General features: G+C 62.1%; 12 protein-coding genes and 1 pseudogene. 3 read left to right on the top strand and 10 right to left on the bottom strand.

Annotation, left to right across the window (positions count from 1 at the left end):
- Positions 1–28 precede the first annotated feature (28 nt).
- The 7 genes from BLQ92_RS31515 to BLQ92_RS31485 all read right to left on the bottom strand — a co-directional run bounded on the left by BLQ92_RS31515 (position 29) and on the right by BLQ92_RS31485 (position 9,712).
- The gene (locus BLQ92_RS31515) at positions 29–742 is read right to left on the bottom strand and encodes an ABC transporter permease (protein ID WP_090691638.1); all 714 of its coding nucleotides are present in this window, start codon (positions 740–742) and stop codon (positions 29–31) included.
- Positions 739–1,428 carry an ABC transporter permease gene (locus BLQ92_RS31510; protein ID WP_090691636.1) on the bottom strand — a complete coding sequence of 230 codons (690 nt, stop codon included), beginning with the start codon at positions 1,426–1,428 and terminating at the stop codon, positions 739–741. The genes BLQ92_RS31515 and BLQ92_RS31510 overlap by 4 nt, the downstream gene beginning before the upstream one ends.
- A gap of 136 nt (positions 1,429–1,564) precedes the next feature.
- Complete coding sequence (locus BLQ92_RS31505) at positions 1,565–2,338, bottom strand: ABC transporter substrate-binding protein (RefSeq protein ID WP_090691634.1); 774 nt, start codon at positions 2,336–2,338, stop codon at positions 1,565–1,567.
- Positions 2,339–2,782: 444 nt separating this feature from the next.
- The gene (locus BLQ92_RS31500; protein WP_090691631.1) at positions 2,783–4,324 is read right to left on the bottom strand and encodes an efflux transporter outer membrane subunit; all 1,542 of its coding nucleotides are present in this window, start codon (positions 4,322–4,324) and stop codon (positions 2,783–2,785) included.
- A 14-nt stretch (positions 4,325–4,338) separates the two neighbouring features.
- On the bottom strand, positions 4,339–7,524 hold the full coding sequence (locus tag BLQ92_RS31495; RefSeq protein WP_090691628.1) for an efflux RND transporter permease subunit: 3,186 nt from the start codon (positions 7,522–7,524) through the stop codon (positions 4,339–4,341).
- A 64-nt stretch (positions 7,525–7,588) separates the two neighbouring features.
- Entirely contained in the window at positions 7,589–8,809 is a 1,221-nt protein-coding gene (locus BLQ92_RS31490; RefSeq protein WP_090691625.1) for an efflux RND transporter periplasmic adaptor subunit, read from the bottom strand.
- A 39-nt stretch (positions 8,810–8,848) separates the two neighbouring features.
- Positions 8,849–9,712, bottom strand: coding sequence for an alpha/beta hydrolase (locus tag BLQ92_RS31485; RefSeq protein WP_090691621.1), 864 nt, complete (start codon positions 9,710–9,712; stop codon positions 8,849–8,851).
- A gap of 193 nt (positions 9,713–9,905) precedes the next feature.
- Between BLQ92_RS31485 and BLQ92_RS31480 the strand changes: the two genes are divergently transcribed.
- Positions 9,906–10,910: a LysR family transcriptional regulator gene (locus tag BLQ92_RS31480; protein ID WP_090691618.1), complete on the top strand. Its 1,005-nt coding sequence runs from the start codon at positions 9,906–9,908 to the stop codon at positions 10,908–10,910.
- A 169-nt stretch (positions 10,911–11,079) separates the two neighbouring features.
- Positions 11,080–11,382 carry a DUF4148 domain-containing protein gene (locus BLQ92_RS31475; protein WP_090691614.1) on the top strand — a complete coding sequence of 101 codons (303 nt, stop codon included), beginning with the start codon at positions 11,080–11,082 and terminating at the stop codon, positions 11,380–11,382.
- 105 nt (positions 11,383–11,487) lie between these two features.
- Here BLQ92_RS31475 and BLQ92_RS31470 read toward each other — a convergent pair whose 3' ends face one another.
- Complete coding sequence (locus tag BLQ92_RS31470; RefSeq protein WP_090691611.1) at positions 11,488–12,558, bottom strand: purine-nucleoside phosphorylase; 1,071 nt, start codon at positions 12,556–12,558, stop codon at positions 11,488–11,490.
- A gap of 202 nt (positions 12,559–12,760) precedes the next feature.
- On the opposite strand from BLQ92_RS31470, the pseudogene BLQ92_RS31465 reads away from it, so the two are divergent.
- Positions 12,761–13,162 (top strand): annotated as a pseudogene (locus BLQ92_RS31465) (aldo/keto reductase); the annotation flags it as partial.
- A 90-nt stretch (positions 13,163–13,252) separates the two neighbouring features.
- Here the strand turns inward: BLQ92_RS31465 and BLQ92_RS31460 are convergent.
- Both BLQ92_RS31460 and selD read right to left on the bottom strand, forming a co-directional pair.
- Complete coding sequence (locus BLQ92_RS31460; protein ID WP_090691610.1) at positions 13,253–14,167, bottom strand: cation diffusion facilitator family transporter; 915 nt, start codon at positions 14,165–14,167, stop codon at positions 13,253–13,255.
- Positions 14,168–14,174: 7 nt separating this feature from the next.
- Positions 14,175–15,239, bottom strand: a complete 1,065-nt coding sequence (gene selD / locus BLQ92_RS31455; RefSeq protein ID WP_090691602.1) for a selenide, water dikinase SelD — start codon at positions 15,237–15,239, stop codon at positions 14,175–14,177.
- Positions 15,240–15,351: the final 112 nt, after the last annotated feature.

Here is a 15,351-nt window from a genome sequence, read left to right as displayed (position 1 = left end):
GGCCGCAGGTGACATTTGGCAGTTCGATTCAATGCCCTTGAGGTTTCAGAAATGCCAGCATCCGTGTTTCCATGCGACGAAACGCCCATACCAGAGTAAAAACGATCGATGCATAGAGGACCGCTGCAATGCCATACGCATGGAACGATGCGTAGGTGGCGGAGTTGACATCGCGCGTCACCTTCAGGATGTCCGGTACGGTAGCGGTGAAAGCGAGCGTGGTTGCATGCAGCATCAGGATCACTTCATTGCTGTAGTTGGGCAACGCGCGCCGCAACGCGGACGGCAGAATGATGCGGGTGTACAGCTTGAACCTGGACATGCCGAAAGCCTGCGCTGCCTCGATCTCGCCGTAAGGTGTTGCCTTGATGGAGCCGGCGAAGATTTCCGTCGCATAGGCGCATTCGTTCAGCGCAAACGCCAGCAGCGTGCAGTTCATTGCGTTACGAAAGAACGAATCGAGCAGTTCGTGGGAGTGTACGAACTGCAGGCTGTACAGGCCCGTATAGCAGAGCAGCAACTGCACATACAGCGGTGTGCCGCGGAACACATACGTATAGAGCCAGACCGGCCCGGAGATGGCGCGGTTGCTCGACGAGCGCGCCACCGCCAGTGGCACAGCAAGACAGAAACCCAGCACGATCGATGCGACGAGGAGCCACAATGTGACAACGAGGCCGCTGTAGTGATACCCGTCGGTATACAGATAGTTTTTCCAGTATTGCCGGAGAATCTCAATCACAGTGCTGCCCTCCGCACGCCCGTTGAATAGCGCTTTTCCAGTTTGAGCAATACGAGGTTCGACACCGTCGTGATCACAAGATAAATCGCGCCGGCGATCAACGTGAAAAAGAAGAACTGCAGCGTGCTCTTGCCCGCATCCTGCGACGCCTTGACGACATCGGCGAGGCCAATGATCGACACGAGGGCGGTGGCTTTGACCAGCACCTGCCAGTTGTTGCCGATTCCAGGCAATGCGAAACGCATCATTTGCGGAAACATGATCCGGCTAAATACGCGCCATGAACTCATGCCGTAGGCGAAGCCTGCCTCGAGTTGCCCGCGCGGAACCGCAAGAAAAGCGCCGCGGAACGTCTCGGTAAAGTAGGCGCCGTAGATAAAGCCGAGCGTAATGACCCCGGCCACAAATGGGTCGATGTCTATCTGAGCGAGGTCGAGCGAGTCGGTCAGATTGTTGAGCGCGATCTGAATGCCGTAGAACAGCAGCAGCATCAGCACGAGGTCGGGAACCGAGCGGATCAGCGTCGTATAGAGCGTGCCGATGCGGGACAGCACCCGGTTCGGCGAGAGCTTGGCCGCCGCGCCTGCCAGCCCGAGTACAAACGAGGCCGCCAGAGACAGCACCGCCAGCTTGACCGTTTCCCATGTACCCGCCAGAAGAAGCGGGCCAAAGCCGTGAAAGAACATGTCTACGTATCCTTGATGGCGCGGCGCTTGACTGCGAGCGCACCCGTCCGGCACCGAGGGTTCAGAAACGGTGCCGACCGGATGACGACGCGCTGCGCCGTGCCGCTGGTAGATCGCGGGTATCGAAGAGAAACGCTTAGCTGCCGTACACGTCGAAGTCGAAGTACTTCTGCTCGATCTTCTTGTACGTGCCGTCCTTGATCATGTCGGTAATCGCCTTGTCGACCTTGACCTTCAGATCAGCGTCTTCCTTGCGCATACCGATGCCTGCGCCGTTGCCGAGCACCTTCTCGTCGATGATGTCGTTGCCGGCGAAGGCAAAGCCAGTGCCGCGCGGCGTCTTCAGGAAGCCGAGATTCGCTTCAACCGCGTCTTGCAGCGACGCATCCAGACGGCCCGACAGCAGATCGGTGTAGACCTGGTCCTGGTTCTGGTATGACACCACCTTGGCGCCCTTCGGCTCCCAGTAGGTCTTCGCATAGGTTTCCTGGATCGTGCCTTGCTCGACGCCGATCGTCTTGCCAGCCATCGATTCCGGCGTCGGCAGGATCGTCGAGCCCTTCTTGGCGACGAGGCGCGTCGGCGTATTGAACAGCTTGTCCGAGAAGGCAACCTGTTCCGCACGTTGCGGCGTCATCGACATGGACGACAGCACGCCATCGAACTTCTTCGCCTTCAGTGCCGGGATCATGCCGTCGAAGTCGTTTTCGACCCACACGCACTTCGCAGCCAGACGCTTGCAGATTTCATTGCCGAGGTCGATGTCGAAACCAACGAGCTTGCCGTCCGAGCCCTTCGATTCAAACGGGGGATAGCTGGCGTCTACGCCAAAGCGGACCGTTGACCAGTCTTTTGCGTAAGCACCGGTTGCAATTGCGGCAAGGGCGAGGCACAGGACAAGCTTCTTCATGAGATCTCCAGACACTGACTTGATTGATGGCGCTGAATGCGGGTAAAAGCGAACTGCCTCACAGCCCTGTCGATTCGGTCGACAAGTTGTATAGACATCATAGTCGTCCAATTTCCACACGGACAACTAGGGTTTGTGCGCACAAAATCTTAAATAGCGCCATTTTCAAGCGAAATGTAAGGAATATGAAGAAAGTAGACATGAATAAAGCACGTTCGCTCTATTTCTTGTCTAGACAGGATTGTGAGGGGAATGTGGTGCCGTTGGCAGATCGCACAACGCAAAGGCGGGAGATAAAGACCTGGGCCATCGAGACGCGAGAAGGCACGGCCTGCACTCCGATGGTGGAGTGCGTGAGTGAATAGATTAGTTATCCTTGGCTTGTAGACAAGGTGCTCAGCATCCCACTCGCTGCGCACCTTGCCATACGAACCACCTGGAAAGTTACTGCTTCGCCACCTGCTGCACAGCAGCGCTACCCGAAGCCGGCACAGCCGCGACAGGCGCATCCGAAGCAGGCATATTCCCCCACCCGCCACCCAACGCGCGAATCAGATTGACCGTCGAGACCGCCTGCGTGCCTTCCAGATGGCTCGCCTGCAACTGCGACTGCAGCACCTGGCGCTGGCTGTCGATCACATCCAGGTAGCTCACCTGCCCTTCCTGATACTGCGTCTTCGACAGATGCTCAGCGCGTTGCGAGGCGTTCACCGCATCGTTCTGCGCCTGAATCTGATCGTCGAGCAAGCGCAGATCGGAGAGGTTGTCTTCGACTTCCTTGAACGCCACCAGCACCTGCTGACGATACTGCGCCACGTCTTCGTCATACTTGCCGCGCGCCTGGGCGAGGTTCGCCTTGCGTCGGCCGCCGTCGAACAGCGGCAGCGTCAACGCCGTGCCGGCGAACGGCCCCAGCAGGAAGGTACGGCTCGACCACATGAACAGGTCGCCGAGCGTAGCCGATTCAAACCCGGCCGCACCCGTGATATCGAGCTTCGGGAAGAACGCCGACTTCGCCAGACCAACCCGGGCATTTGCCGCAGCCATCGCACGTTCGGCGGCCGCCACGTCCGGGCGGCGTTCGAGCAGCGCCGAAGGCAGCCCCGGCGGCACGCGTGCCGTCACCGGTACGAGCGGCGTTTCCGGGAACGAGAAGTTCGCCGGCGCCTTGCCGAGCAGGATTGCGAGGCTATGCTCGGATGCAGCACGTTGCCGCGCCACGCCAACTGCATCCGCGCGGGCGCTCGCCAGTTCATTGCGAGCCTGCGCCAGATCCAGTTCGCTGATATCGCCTTCGTTGAAGCGGCGCTGGATCAGCTTGAGCGTATCCTCGCGCAACGCCACCGTCTGGCGGTACAGGTTCTGGTCCGTATCGAGCTCGCGCAACTGGAAGTAGTTTTGCGCCACATCGGCCTGCAGCGCGAGCTGCACCGAACGGAACAGCGCTTCGCTCTGCTGCGCATCAGCTTGCGTCGCATTCACGTTGGAACCCACCCGGCCGAACAGATCCGTCTCGTACGACACCGTGCCTTGCGCGCGCCATAGCGTGGTGGTTTCAGGACCATTGCTCTGCGGCAGGAACTGCGAAGCCGGCGACAAGGTCTCGCGCGTCGGGCCGAAGCCCGCATCGAGCTTCGGGAACCAGTCGGAGCGCGCTGCCTGCAACGACGCCCGCGACTGCTGGACCCGCGCCGCCGCCGCCTTCAGGTCCTGGTTAGCCGCCGCAGCCTGCTGTTCCAGGTCGTTGAGCGTCGGGTCGCCAAAAACCCGCCACCATTCGCCGCGATGCGCATCGTCCGCCGGCTGGGCCGGTTTCCACGTGCCCGCGTCTTGCGGCGCGATCACGGGCGCTTCCTTGAACGCCGCCGATGTGTCGACGTCGGGACGCTTGTAGGTCGGCTCGACCGAGCAGGCCGCGAGCAGCGCCAGCAGCAGACCGCTCACTGCGGCGCGGCCCCAACCGCTCAGAGATTGATAGTGCTTCATTATTGTTTTCCTCTTCAGGCGTCCGTTACCGGCAACGCGTAGTGCGGCGAGTCCTTTTGCGCGACGTGAATCTTGCCGCCAGCAAGTGTACGCAGCACCACATAGAACACGGGGGTCAGCATCAGGCCGAACAGCGTGACGCCGAGCATGCCGAAGAACACCGCAATGCCCATCGCATGACGCATCTCCGAACCGGCCCCGCTCGACAGCACCAGCGGCACTACACCCATGATGAAAGCGATCGAGGTCATCAGGATCGGGCGCAGCCGCATGCGGCTCGCTTCGATCGCCGCCGACAGCGGCGTATGACCATCGTGTTCGAGTTCGCGAGCGAACTCGACGATCAGAATCGCATTCTTCGAGGCCAGCCCCACCAGCACCATCAAGCCGATCTGCGTGAAGATGTTGTTGTCGCCGTGCGTCAGCCAAACGCCGGTCAACGCGGACAACAGGCTCATCGGCACGATCAGGATCACCGCAAGCGGCAGCGTCAGGCTTTCGTACAGCGCGGCCAGCACGAGGAACACCAGCAGCACGCTGATCGGGAACACCCACATGCCCGCATTGCCAGCGATGATCTGCTGATACGTCAGGTCGGTCCATTCGAGCTTCACGCCACGCGGCAGCGTTTCCGCAGCAACGCGTTCAGCCGCGGCCTGCGCCTGGCCCGACGAGTAACCCGGCGCGGGTCCGCCGTTGATGTCGGCAGCCGTGTAGCCGTTGTAGCGCACCACCATTTCCGGACCGAAGGTCGGCGTCACCGTCACCAGCGACGACAGCGGCACCATGTCACCTGCGGCATTACGCGTCTTCAGTTGCCCGATATCGTCGGCATGCTGACGGTACGGCGCGTCGGCCTGCACCCGCACCTGATACACACGGCCAAAGCGGTTGAAGTCGTTCACGTACAGCGAGCCCAGATAGATCTGCATCGTGTCGAACACGTCCGTCACCGGCACACCGAGCTGCTTGGCCTTGACGCGGTCCAGATCGACATTCAGTTGCGGCACGTTGATCTGATAGCTGGAGAACGTCGGTCCCAATTCAGGCGTGGTGGCAGCCTTCTTGATGAACGCTTGCGCTGCGTCATTCAGCGCGGCGTAACCAAGGGCGCCGTGGTCCTCCAACTGCATCTTGAACCCGCCCAGCGTACCGAGACCCAACACCGGCGGCGGCGGGAACACGGCGACGAACGAATCCTTGATGGCGCCGTACTGCTGGTTCAGCGCACCGGCAATCGCCCCGGCGGAGAGCGCCTTGTTGCCACGCTCCTTGAACGGCTTGAGCGTGACGAACACGATGCCCGCGCTCGAGCTATTGGTGAAGCCGTTCACCGACAGACCCGGGAAGGCCACTGCGCTTTCGACACCCGGCTGCTTCAGCGCAATCGCGCTCATATCGCGGATCACGCTTTCGGTGCGGTCGAGCGAGGCGCCGTTCGGCAACTGCGCAAACGCTATCAGGTATTCCTTGTCCTGCGCCGGCACAAAGCCGCCCGGCACGATATGGGTGATAAACGCCGTCGCGCCGAGCAGGATGGCGTACACCGCCAGCATGCCGCCCTTGCGCCGCAAGACGCCAGTCACACCACGGCCATAGGCAGTCGAACCGCTGCGGAACACCTTGTTGAAGCCCTTGAAAAAGCGGCCCAGCACACGGTTCATTACACGCGTCAGCAAGTCTTCCTTCGCGCCGTGGCCGCGCAACAGCATGGCCGACAGGGCCGGCGACAAGGTCAGCGAATTGAACGCCGAGATCACCGTCGAGATCGCGATGGTCATCGCGAACTGCTTGTAGAACTGACCGGTCAGGCCCGTCATGAAGGCGAGCGGCACGAACACGGCAACCAGCGTCAGCGCAATGGCGATAATCGGCCCGCTCACTTCCTGCATGGCCTTATACGTCGCATCACGCGCACTGAGCCCGCTTTCGATATTCCGTTCGACGTTTTCCACCACCACGATCGCATCGTCGACCACAATCCCGATCGCCAGCACCATGCCGAACAGCGACAACGCATTGATCGAGAAGCCGAAGGCGAGCAGCAGCGAGAAGGTCCCGACGATCGACACCGGCACGGCGATCAACGGAATGATCGACGCACGCCACGTCTGCAGGAACACGATCACGACGATCACCACCAGCGCAATCGCTTCGAGCAGCGTGTGGATCACGGCCTCGATACTGGAGCGCACGAACTGCGTCGGGTCATAGACGATCTTGTAGTCGACACCCGCCGGCATGTCTTCCTTCAGTTCCTTCATCTGCTCGCGTACCTGGTCCGAGATCGCGAGCGAATTCGCACCCGGCGCCTGGTTGATAGCGAGCGCCACCGCCGGCTTGTTGTCCAGCAGCGAACGCAGGCCATACTCCGAGGCTGCCAGTTCGATGCGCGCGATATCGCGCAGATACGTCACGGCGCCATCCGGTGCGGTCTTGACGACGATATCGCCAAACTCGCCGGTGGTCTGCAGACGGCCGCGCGCATTCACGGACAGCTGCAACTGCGTGCCCGGCACCGAAGGCGAAGCGCCGATTACACCGGCTGCCACCTGGATGTTCTGCTCGCGAATCGCATTGACCACGTCGGTAGCGGTGAGGCCACGTTGCGCCACCTTCTGCGGATCGAGCCACACGCGCATGGCGTAGTCGCCCGCGCCCCACAATTGCACTTCACCCACGCCCTGGATGCGTTCCAGCCGGTCCTTGACGTTCAACAGCGCATAGTTGCGCAGATACGTCATGTCGTACTGGTTGTTCGGCGAGATCAGGTGGACCACCATCGTCAGCGTCGGTGAGCTCTTGATGGTCGTCACGCCGAGACGCTGCACGTCTTCCGGCAGGCGCGGCAACGCCTGGTTGACGCGGTTCTGCACCAGTTGCGTCGCGAGATCCGGATTGGTGCCGAGCTTGAAGGTCACCGTCAGCGTCAGGTTGCCGTCGCTATTGGCTTGCGACTGCATATACAGCATGTTTTCGACGCCGTTGATCTGCTCTTCGAGCGGCGAAGCCACCGCTTCGGCGATCACCTTCGGGTTGGCGCCCGGATACTGCGCGTGCACCACCACCGAGGGCGGCACCACTTCCGGGTACTCGGAGATCGGCAGCTTGAAGAGCGAAATAATGCCCGCCAGCAGGATCAGGACCGATAGCACGCCCGCGAAGATCGGCCGGTCGATGAAGAATTTGGATATGTTCATGAGAGGCTCTTGAAATTGAAGCGCTGGGTCGCGGCGCGCAAGAAGCAACCGTTAAGCACTGGGCTCACGAGTTGTTCTGCGTTTTCGCACGCCCCTGCGTCTGTGCTACCGACGCGTTGTCCGCAGCGTCGTCGCCGTTCATCGGCACCGCATGAGCGCGCACCGTCTCGCCCGGACGCACTCGCTGCGTACCGTTGACGACGATCCGGTCGCCGCTTTGCAGGCCCGACTTGACCACGCGCAGGTTGCCTTGCATCGCGCCAAGCGACACTTCGCGGTAAGCGACGTGATCGCTCTTGTCGACAACGAAGACGAACTTCTTGTCCTGATCGGTACCCACTGCGGCGTCGTCGATCAGCAGCGCCGGATGCGGCGCGCTGCCGCTCACCTTGATGCGGGCGTACAGGCCCGGAATCAGCGTGCCGTCCTGGTTGTCGAAGCGTGCCCGCACGCGGATCGTGCCGGACGAGGTATCGAGCTGGTTGTCGACCGAATCGATCACCCCGGTGCGCGAGTAGCCCGACTCATCGGCGAGCCCCAGTTGCACCGGCACCTTGGTGCCGTCCTTTTCGCGGCCGATGTATTGCAGGTAGGTCTGCTCATCGGCATCGAACGAGGCGTAGATCGGTGAGACCGACACCAGCGTCGTCAGCGGCGGCGAGCTTGCGCCAGCGCTAACGACGTTGCCCACGGTGATTTCGGCGCGCGAGACGCGGCCCGAGACCGGCGCAATAACCTTGGTATAGCCAAGGTTAATCTGCGCCGTTTCGAGCGCAGCCTGGGCGGCCTTGACGTTGGCGCTCGCGCCGCGCGCGGCGTTCTGCTTCTCGTCGTAGTCGCGCCTGGCGATCGCGTTATCGCCGATCAGGCGTTGCGCGCGCTCCCAGTCGCTTTGCGTATAGCCCGCTTGCGCTTGCGCAGCAGCCAGTTGCGCGGCCGCACGGTCGACTTCCGCCTGATACGGGCGCGGATCGATCACGAACAGCGTGTCGCCCTTCTTCACGAGCGCACCGTCCTTGAAATTCACCGACACGATCGTGCCCGACACCTGCGGACGCACCTCGACCTTCTCGACGGCCTGGAGGCGCCCCGAATAGGTTTGCCAGTCGGTGATGGTCTTCTCGATCACCGCCGCCACGTCCACTTCCGGCACGATGGCCGGCGCGGACTGGGCGGGCGCGCTCGCGTCGACGCGAATCGCGCCGAACGTGCCGAGCCCGGCGATCACGACAACAGTCAGAACGGCTAGCGCCAGACGATGGCGCTTGGTAGAAAAGATAGACATGAATGGCTCCCGGCTTTAGTTAGTTGGATTGAAATGGGGTTATCGGGGGGTGCGCACATCGAAGCGGCACTGGAAAAAGCGCACGGCCTCCTGCAGCGCGGCCGGATGGTCGGCCAGCGCGGCATGGGAGACGCTCGGATAACGCACGACCTGAGTCGGCACGCCGGCATCGATCAGGTTGCTCGCATACTTTTCGGCCTCGACATGCAGCACGTCGTTCTGCGCCGTCGCAATCAGCGTGGCCGGCAAGCCCGCGAGGCGCGACGATTCGAGCGGCGCCGCATACGGGTGCATGCGCTGCGAGGCTTGCGGCAGATACGCGCGGTAGCAGGCGGCGCATTCCTTCGCGGTGATGTCGGAGCCGAGGCGCTGTTCGTCGCCAAGGCGCGTGAGACTCGGATCCAGCATCGGGCCGAACAGCGCCTGAGCGGCAATCCGCACGTCGCCGCGATCGCGGGCGATGAACGCGAGGCAATTGGCCAGTTGGCCGCCGGCGTCGTGGCCGCTCACGCCGATGTATTTCGTGTTGCCGCCGAACGCCCGGGCGCGGGTCTGCACCCACAGGGCCGCACGGTGCGCGTCTTCGGGCGCGGCGGGAAACGGAAACTGCGGCGCCAGCGAATAACCCACCGAAACGACCAGCGCCGGTAAGTGTTCTGCGAAATAGCGTGCTGCGAACTCGGCGTGGTCCAGCGAACCGCGCACGAAGCCGCCACCATGAAAATAAAGGAGTACAGGTAGTGCACTTTTGCCGGCCGGGCGATACAGACGCAACGTGATGTCCTGCGCGTGCCCCTCGATCGTCACGTTGGTCACGTCGAGTGCCTTGCGTGCCGACGGTACATCTGCCACCCGAGCAAGGTCAGGCGGCACAAAGGAGTACGGCGGTTTGAATGCATTCATATCGAACGGCGCAATACGCTCTGAACTGGAATGAGGCGAATTGTGGGTTCAGCAGACTCCTAAATAAATGCCTATAATCCGGCAACACAATTCGGCATGCCCAAACAATCGAATTCACGGCCCGGCAAAACCGGACTAATCCGTACCTCGTCGATTGGCAGTGCGGGCCGCCCAGCCCCTTTGGAGGTTAGCCATGGACCGTCTTCAGGCCATGCAAGTGTTCACCCGTGTCGTCGACACCAATAGCTTCACCCGAGCGGCGGAAACGCTCGATCTGCCGCGCGCGTCGGTCACGACCATCATCCAGAATCTGGAATCGTTTCTCGGCACGCGCCTCATGCATCGCACGACGCGCCGTCTCTCGCTTACGCCGGACGGCGCCGCGTACTACGAACGCTGCGTGCGCATTCTTGCGGACGTCGAAGAGACCGAAGCCAGTTTCCAGAGCGGCAACAAGAAGCCGCACGGCAAGCTGCGCATCGACATGCCGGGCTCGATCGGCCGGCTGCTGGTGATCCCTTCTCTGTGTGAATTCCACACTCGCTACCCGGATATCGACCTGCAGCTCGGCCTGACCGACCGCCCCGTCGATCTGCTGCAAGAGGGCGTCGATTGCGTGGTACGGGTCGGCGCGCTGCAGGATTCGTCGCTGGTGGCACGCCGTATCGGGATCTTCGAAGGGGTGACGTGTGCCTCGCCAGATTATCTGCAGAAGCACGGCATGCCGCACACGCTCGAGGATCTGGAGTCGCACAGCGCGGTGAATTATTTTTCGAGCCGCACCGGGCGCGTGCTCGACTGGGCCTTCAAGGTAGACGGCAAGGAACTCGAGGTGAAAATGAAGGGCACGGTGTCGGTGAACGACGCGGATGCCTATGTCACCTGCGGTCTCGAGGGTTTCGGGCTGATCCAGCCGGCGCTTTTCATGGTGCTGCCGCACCTGCAATCGGGCCAGTTGGTCGAGGTGCTGCCCGACATCAAGCCGCTGCCGATGCCGATTTCGGCGGTTTATCCGCACAGCCGGCATCTGTCGCCAAAAGTGCGCGTATTCGTCGACTGGATTGCGGAGTTATTCGACCGCTGCCCGCTGCTGAGCGGCCGTTGCAGTCTCGACACGCCTTGCACGAAGCGCACCCTGGAGGAGCGCGAATCCGCGCCGGCGCTCGATACACCGGTGCTGACGGAGTGGGTCGCCTGATCCGCCCCGCATTACGCATGACGGCAATCGCGGCCCCTGTGCCGCGATTGTTCTGAATTCACGACAATTCATTTCGCCAATTGGCGGTTTATCCGCCCCTCGCCGAAGCCTACATTTCACCCTGTCGCAGCGCCGCAGCGTGCTGCAAATGAATCGACAGGAGTGAATCATGAAGCGCAATCTCTTCGCAGCACTGGTTGTTTCTCTCGCTATCAGCGCCCCGGCATTTGCAGCCGGTGGCGGTGGAATCGGCCATGCCGGCAGCTACGGCAACACGCCGGTAGGTGCGAGCACGGTCAGCCGCGCCGACGTAAAAGCGCAGATCGTGACGGCCTATCGCGACGGCTCGCTGCCGTCGCTGAACAAGACCAGCTACCCGAATCTGAGCCTCGAAGGTCAAACCCAGGCAGCTCGTCTGGCAGCACAAGGTCAAGGCGACGACAGCATCACGCGTGTGGCACGCGGCGAATAAAGGAGTCAATCATGAGCCCATCAGAACTCGACCACTGGGATACCGATACTCCCGTGTGGACACCGTTCCGTTCGCAGCCGCAGCACGCGTAAGCGAGACGGCTTCTTAACGCTGTGGCACGCCGTCGCGCCACTGGCTCCAGTGGGTCGCGATCTGCTGGACCAGTGGATTGCCGGCGATAAACAGGTTGTCGACGGCAATCGTGAAGCCGCCCTGCGCGGCGTAGTTGAGCAGATTGTCGACGCTCGTCTGGCCCGCATACGGCCGGTCGAAATCCGAACCGGTGCGCAGCACGGCGACGCGATTCAGGTCGACCCGATGCGTGCTGGCGGCGCGCTTGAGCGCTTCATACGTAGCGTTGTCTTCCTGCTGCGTCGTGCAGTAGGTACCGTTGCCGTCGGTCAGCAGCTTGGTCCAATCGCGTGCGCGCTCGCCGATGAGCGTGCCCGACCACCACGTGTCGCCACCGAGCGTATCGCACTGGATCACTGACGGCGGCAAATTGGCGGGTGCGTAGTTGAAGTGCGCACGCGCTGCTTGTGCCTGGGCGTTGTCGGCAAGCGTGACGTTGCGCGACAGCGCAAACGCAGCATCGGCAAGCTGCGGGTTGAGCTGGAACACTTCGGTGCGGTAGTCGAGCGGTGGCTTGTCGGACGGGCTCTTGGTGTTGATGCCAAGATAGCCCGTGTTCCAGTTGGACGGAATTTCGCGCGCATCGAGTTCCCACTGGATGCCGAAGTCGACCAGATATTTGGCCCATGCCGCCGAGCCAACCGTACCACGCTGCGGATCGATACCCGCAATACCAGCCACCATGAAGTACGTATGCCGCAGATCGAAACGCGGTGAGAACGTGAGCGCCATGATTGAGGCGGCCGCATTGGCGTGGCCCATGCCGGTGGTCATCACGCAGACGTCCTGCTTGTTGCAGTGAACGGTTGGATAATCGGGCGACAGGCCGTCAACCGCGATGTCTTGCCAAGGTCCGAGGTGATCGAGCCACACCTGGCCTTCCGGGCCGAACATGGAAATGATCATCACCTTGACGGGGCGTCCGTGCGAAGCATCGCTGCTTTGCGCCACGGTATTGTCGTCGGCGTACGCGGGCGCGGTCGAGACAGCCGCACACGCCGCAAAGGTGAGCGCAGCGCTTGCCGCGATAATACGAGTCAACATCGGTGTCCTTCCTTTATTCTGTTATGCGGATTGGGAGGGTTTTAATACTGCGGGCCAGGCTCAGATCATAGCTGGGTGAATCTGCTTCGGCCACTCGGACCGTGAAGTCTGCGCGATTATCAAATGGGCTTCAACATGACATGCGGAATGGATAAGCGATGCCCTTGCATCGCCTCGTCTACTCGAAGGTCCGTTTTGCGCAATCGCTACCAAGGTTCACGGCCGCATGCATCCCGGTCCCAATGACATGGGCCTGTCGCGCAAGGCGATCATGGCGCAGATCGACGCGAGCCTGCAGCGTCTCTCCACCGACTATGTCGACCTGTATCAGATCCACCGCTCGCTCTACGCGCAGACCGAAGATGCAGACCGCCGCATCGTCGAACGGGTCGGCCAGATTGCGGCAACCCGCGGCGTGCCGCGTGCCCAGGTTGCGCTGGCGTGGGTGCTGCAAAAAAGCGTGATTGCTGCACCGATTGTCGGCGCCACCAAAGCGCATCATCTCGACGATGCGGTTGCGGCGCTTTCGCTAAAGCTGAGCGCAGAGGAAGTGCAGCAGCGTGAAGAACTGTATGTACTGCACGCGGTAACGGGGTTCAAGTAAGCGCCGCACGGTACGACATGGCGCCTCGCGGCGCCGATCTAGCCCAGACACGAACATGATCGCCGCTAACCGCGCGGCGCGGCACGGCGCTCAGCCCCGCTGCGAACGCGGCACATCAGGCTCGAAGAAAACCCAGCGCACCTGCGGAAAAGCGGCCTGCAAGTCGGCCTCGACCACATTGATCGCGTCGACCATCGCGCGGCCGCTCGGATAGTCGATCATCTCCGCCTGCACGGCGACCACCACATCGCGGCCCCACTGCAGGGTAATCATATTGATGATGCCGCGTATCTCGGCACGCGAGCGCAGATGCGCTTCAATGGCGCTGCGCACCTCGGGACTAGCCGATTCGCCGACGATCATCGATTTCACTTCGCGCGCCACCAGCCAGGCAATCACCATCAACAAGAGCCCAACACCGATCGAGCCGAGCGCGTCGAACATCGGATTGCCGGTGATCATCGTCAGCAGCACCGCGACAAACGCGATGGCAAGGCCCGCCAACGCCGCGATGTCCTCGCCGGCCACCACCAGCAGATCCGATTCGCGCGTTTCGCGAAACCAGCGCCACATCGACTTGTCGGGATGGGTCTTGCGAATTTCCCTGACTGCGCCCATCAGCGACAGCGTTTCGAGGACCACCGAGACGCCCAGCACGACCAGCGCCACATAGGCATGCGACAAGGGCTCGTGCTCAAACAGCCGATGCACGCCCTCGTAGACAGAAAACGCCCCGCCGACGAAGAACAGCAACAACGCCACCAGCAGCGAATAGAAGTTGATTTCGCGCCCAGCGCCCATCGGATGAAGCGGGCTCGGCGGCCGGCGCGCCTCGCGCAGGCCGAATAACAGCAGCAGTTGATTGCCGCAGTCGGCGGTTGAGTGAATGGCTTCGGCAAACATCGAACCGGACTGCGTGAAGATAGCAGCGGCAAACTTGAATACGGCAATTCCGATGTTGGCAGCAAGCGCGTAAAAGATGGCCTTCGGCGATTCTTCTTTCATCGTTTGATTACGCCACCTCTACACGCGGGGCGCCGTCGCGCATCTCGCCGATCACCGTGGCACGATCGAAACCATCCGCACGGAAGATTGCCAATACGTCATCCACGCTATCGGGCGCGCAGGAGACCAACAGGCCGCCTGAGGTCTGCGGGTCGGTCAGCAGCGCACGGGCCCGCTCGGGCAGCCCCGCGCCAAGGCCGATACTCTCGCCGTACGACGCCCAGTTGCGCCCAGACGCACCGGTCACCACCCCGGCATCGGCAAACGCCTCGACACCGGCGAGCCACGGCAGGTCCGCATAACGCAGATGGGCGGCGAGACCCGCGCCGCGCGCCAGTTCCAGCGTATGCCCTAGCAGGCCAAAGCCCGTCACATCGGTTAGCGCATGCACGCCGGGCAAGGCGGCCAGTTCGGTCCCCGGGCGATTGAGCTTGGTAGTGTTCGCGATCATCGCGGCGTAGCCCGCGTCATCGAGCTGGTTCTTTTTCAGAGCCGCGGATAGCACGCCTACGCCTAGCGGCTTGCCGAGCACCAGCACATCGCCGGCGCGTGCCGACGCATTGCGTTTGATGCGTTGCGGATGAATCACGCCAAGCGCGGCGAGACCGTAGATCGGTTCGACGGAGTCGATCGAATGACCGCCCGCCACGGGAATGCCTGCCTGGGTACAGATATCTTCACCGCCACGCAGCACCGCCGCGATCACGTCGTGCGGCAGCACGTTGATCGGCATGCCGACCAGCGCCAGCGCGAGGATCGGTTTGCCGCCCATTGCGTAGACGTCGGAGAGCGCATTGGTTGCCGCAATGCGGCCGAAGTCGTACGGATCGTCGACGATCGGCATGAAGAAATCGGTGGTGGCGATGATCGCCTGCTCGTCGTTCAGACGGTACACGGCCGCATCGTCGGCGGTCTCGGTGCCGACCAGCAGGTCGGGAAAGGCCGGCAGCGGCACGCTGCGCTTGAGCAGATCGGCCAGCACGCCGGGCGCGATCTTGCAGCCACAGCCGCCGCCGTGCGAGAGGCTGGTGAGGCGCGGTACAGCAGGGTTCGTTGCAACGGGATCGGTCATGGCGGGTTCGAGGCGCGAGTTGAAGGCGCCAAAGAGGGAATGGCAAGAGTGCCTATTATGGGCAATCCGGGGGGCCTGCGTCCAACTCGCTCCCTGCCACCCCGTCACGGGA

The sequence above is a fragment of the Paraburkholderia phenazinium genome, assembly GCF_900100735.1.
GTDB classification, from domain to species: Bacteria; Pseudomonadota; Gammaproteobacteria; order Burkholderiales; family Burkholderiaceae; genus Paraburkholderia; species Paraburkholderia phenazinia.
Note: the sequence above shows the minus strand (reverse complement) of the source record. Positions and strands in the feature narration are given on the sequence as shown.

What these genes read in the sequence shown, in the direction of transcription:
- BLQ92_RS31495 (WP_090691628.1), bottom strand. Translation starts at nt 7,524, where the DNA reads ATGAACATATCCAAATTCTTCATCGACCGGCCGATCTTCGCGGGCGTG.
- BLQ92_RS31500 (WP_090691631.1), bottom strand. Translation starts at nt 4,324, where the DNA reads ATGAAGCACTATCAATCTCTGAGCGGTTGGGGCCGCGCCGCAGTGAGC.
- selD (WP_090691602.1), bottom strand. Translation starts at nt 15,239, where the DNA reads ATGACCGATCCCGTTGCAACGAACCCTGCTGTACCGCGCCTCACCAGC.
- BLQ92_RS31505 (WP_090691634.1), bottom strand. Translation starts at nt 2,338, where the DNA reads ATGAAGAAGCTTGTCCTGTGCCTCGCCCTTGCCGCAATTGCAACCGGT.
- BLQ92_RS31510 (WP_090691636.1), bottom strand. Translation starts at nt 1,428, where the DNA reads ATGTTCTTTCACGGCTTTGGCCCGCTTCTTCTGGCGGGTACATGGGAA.
- BLQ92_RS31475 (WP_090691614.1), top strand. Translation starts at nt 11,080, where the DNA reads ATGAAGCGCAATCTCTTCGCAGCACTGGTTGTTTCTCTCGCTATCAGC.
- BLQ92_RS31470 (WP_090691611.1), bottom strand. Translation starts at nt 12,558, where the DNA reads ATGTTGACTCGTATTATCGCGGCAAGCGCTGCGCTCACCTTTGCGGCG.
- BLQ92_RS31485 (WP_090691621.1), bottom strand. Translation starts at nt 9,712, where the DNA reads ATGAATGCATTCAAACCGCCGTACTCCTTTGTGCCGCCTGACCTTGCT.
- BLQ92_RS31490 (WP_090691625.1), bottom strand. Translation starts at nt 8,809, where the DNA reads ATGTCTATCTTTTCTACCAAGCGCCATCGTCTGGCGCTAGCCGTTCTG.
- BLQ92_RS31480 (WP_090691618.1), top strand. Translation starts at nt 9,906, where the DNA reads ATGGACCGTCTTCAGGCCATGCAAGTGTTCACCCGTGTCGTCGACACC.
- BLQ92_RS31460 (WP_090691610.1), bottom strand. Translation starts at nt 14,167, where the DNA reads ATGAAAGAAGAATCGCCGAAGGCCATCTTTTACGCGCTTGCTGCCAAC.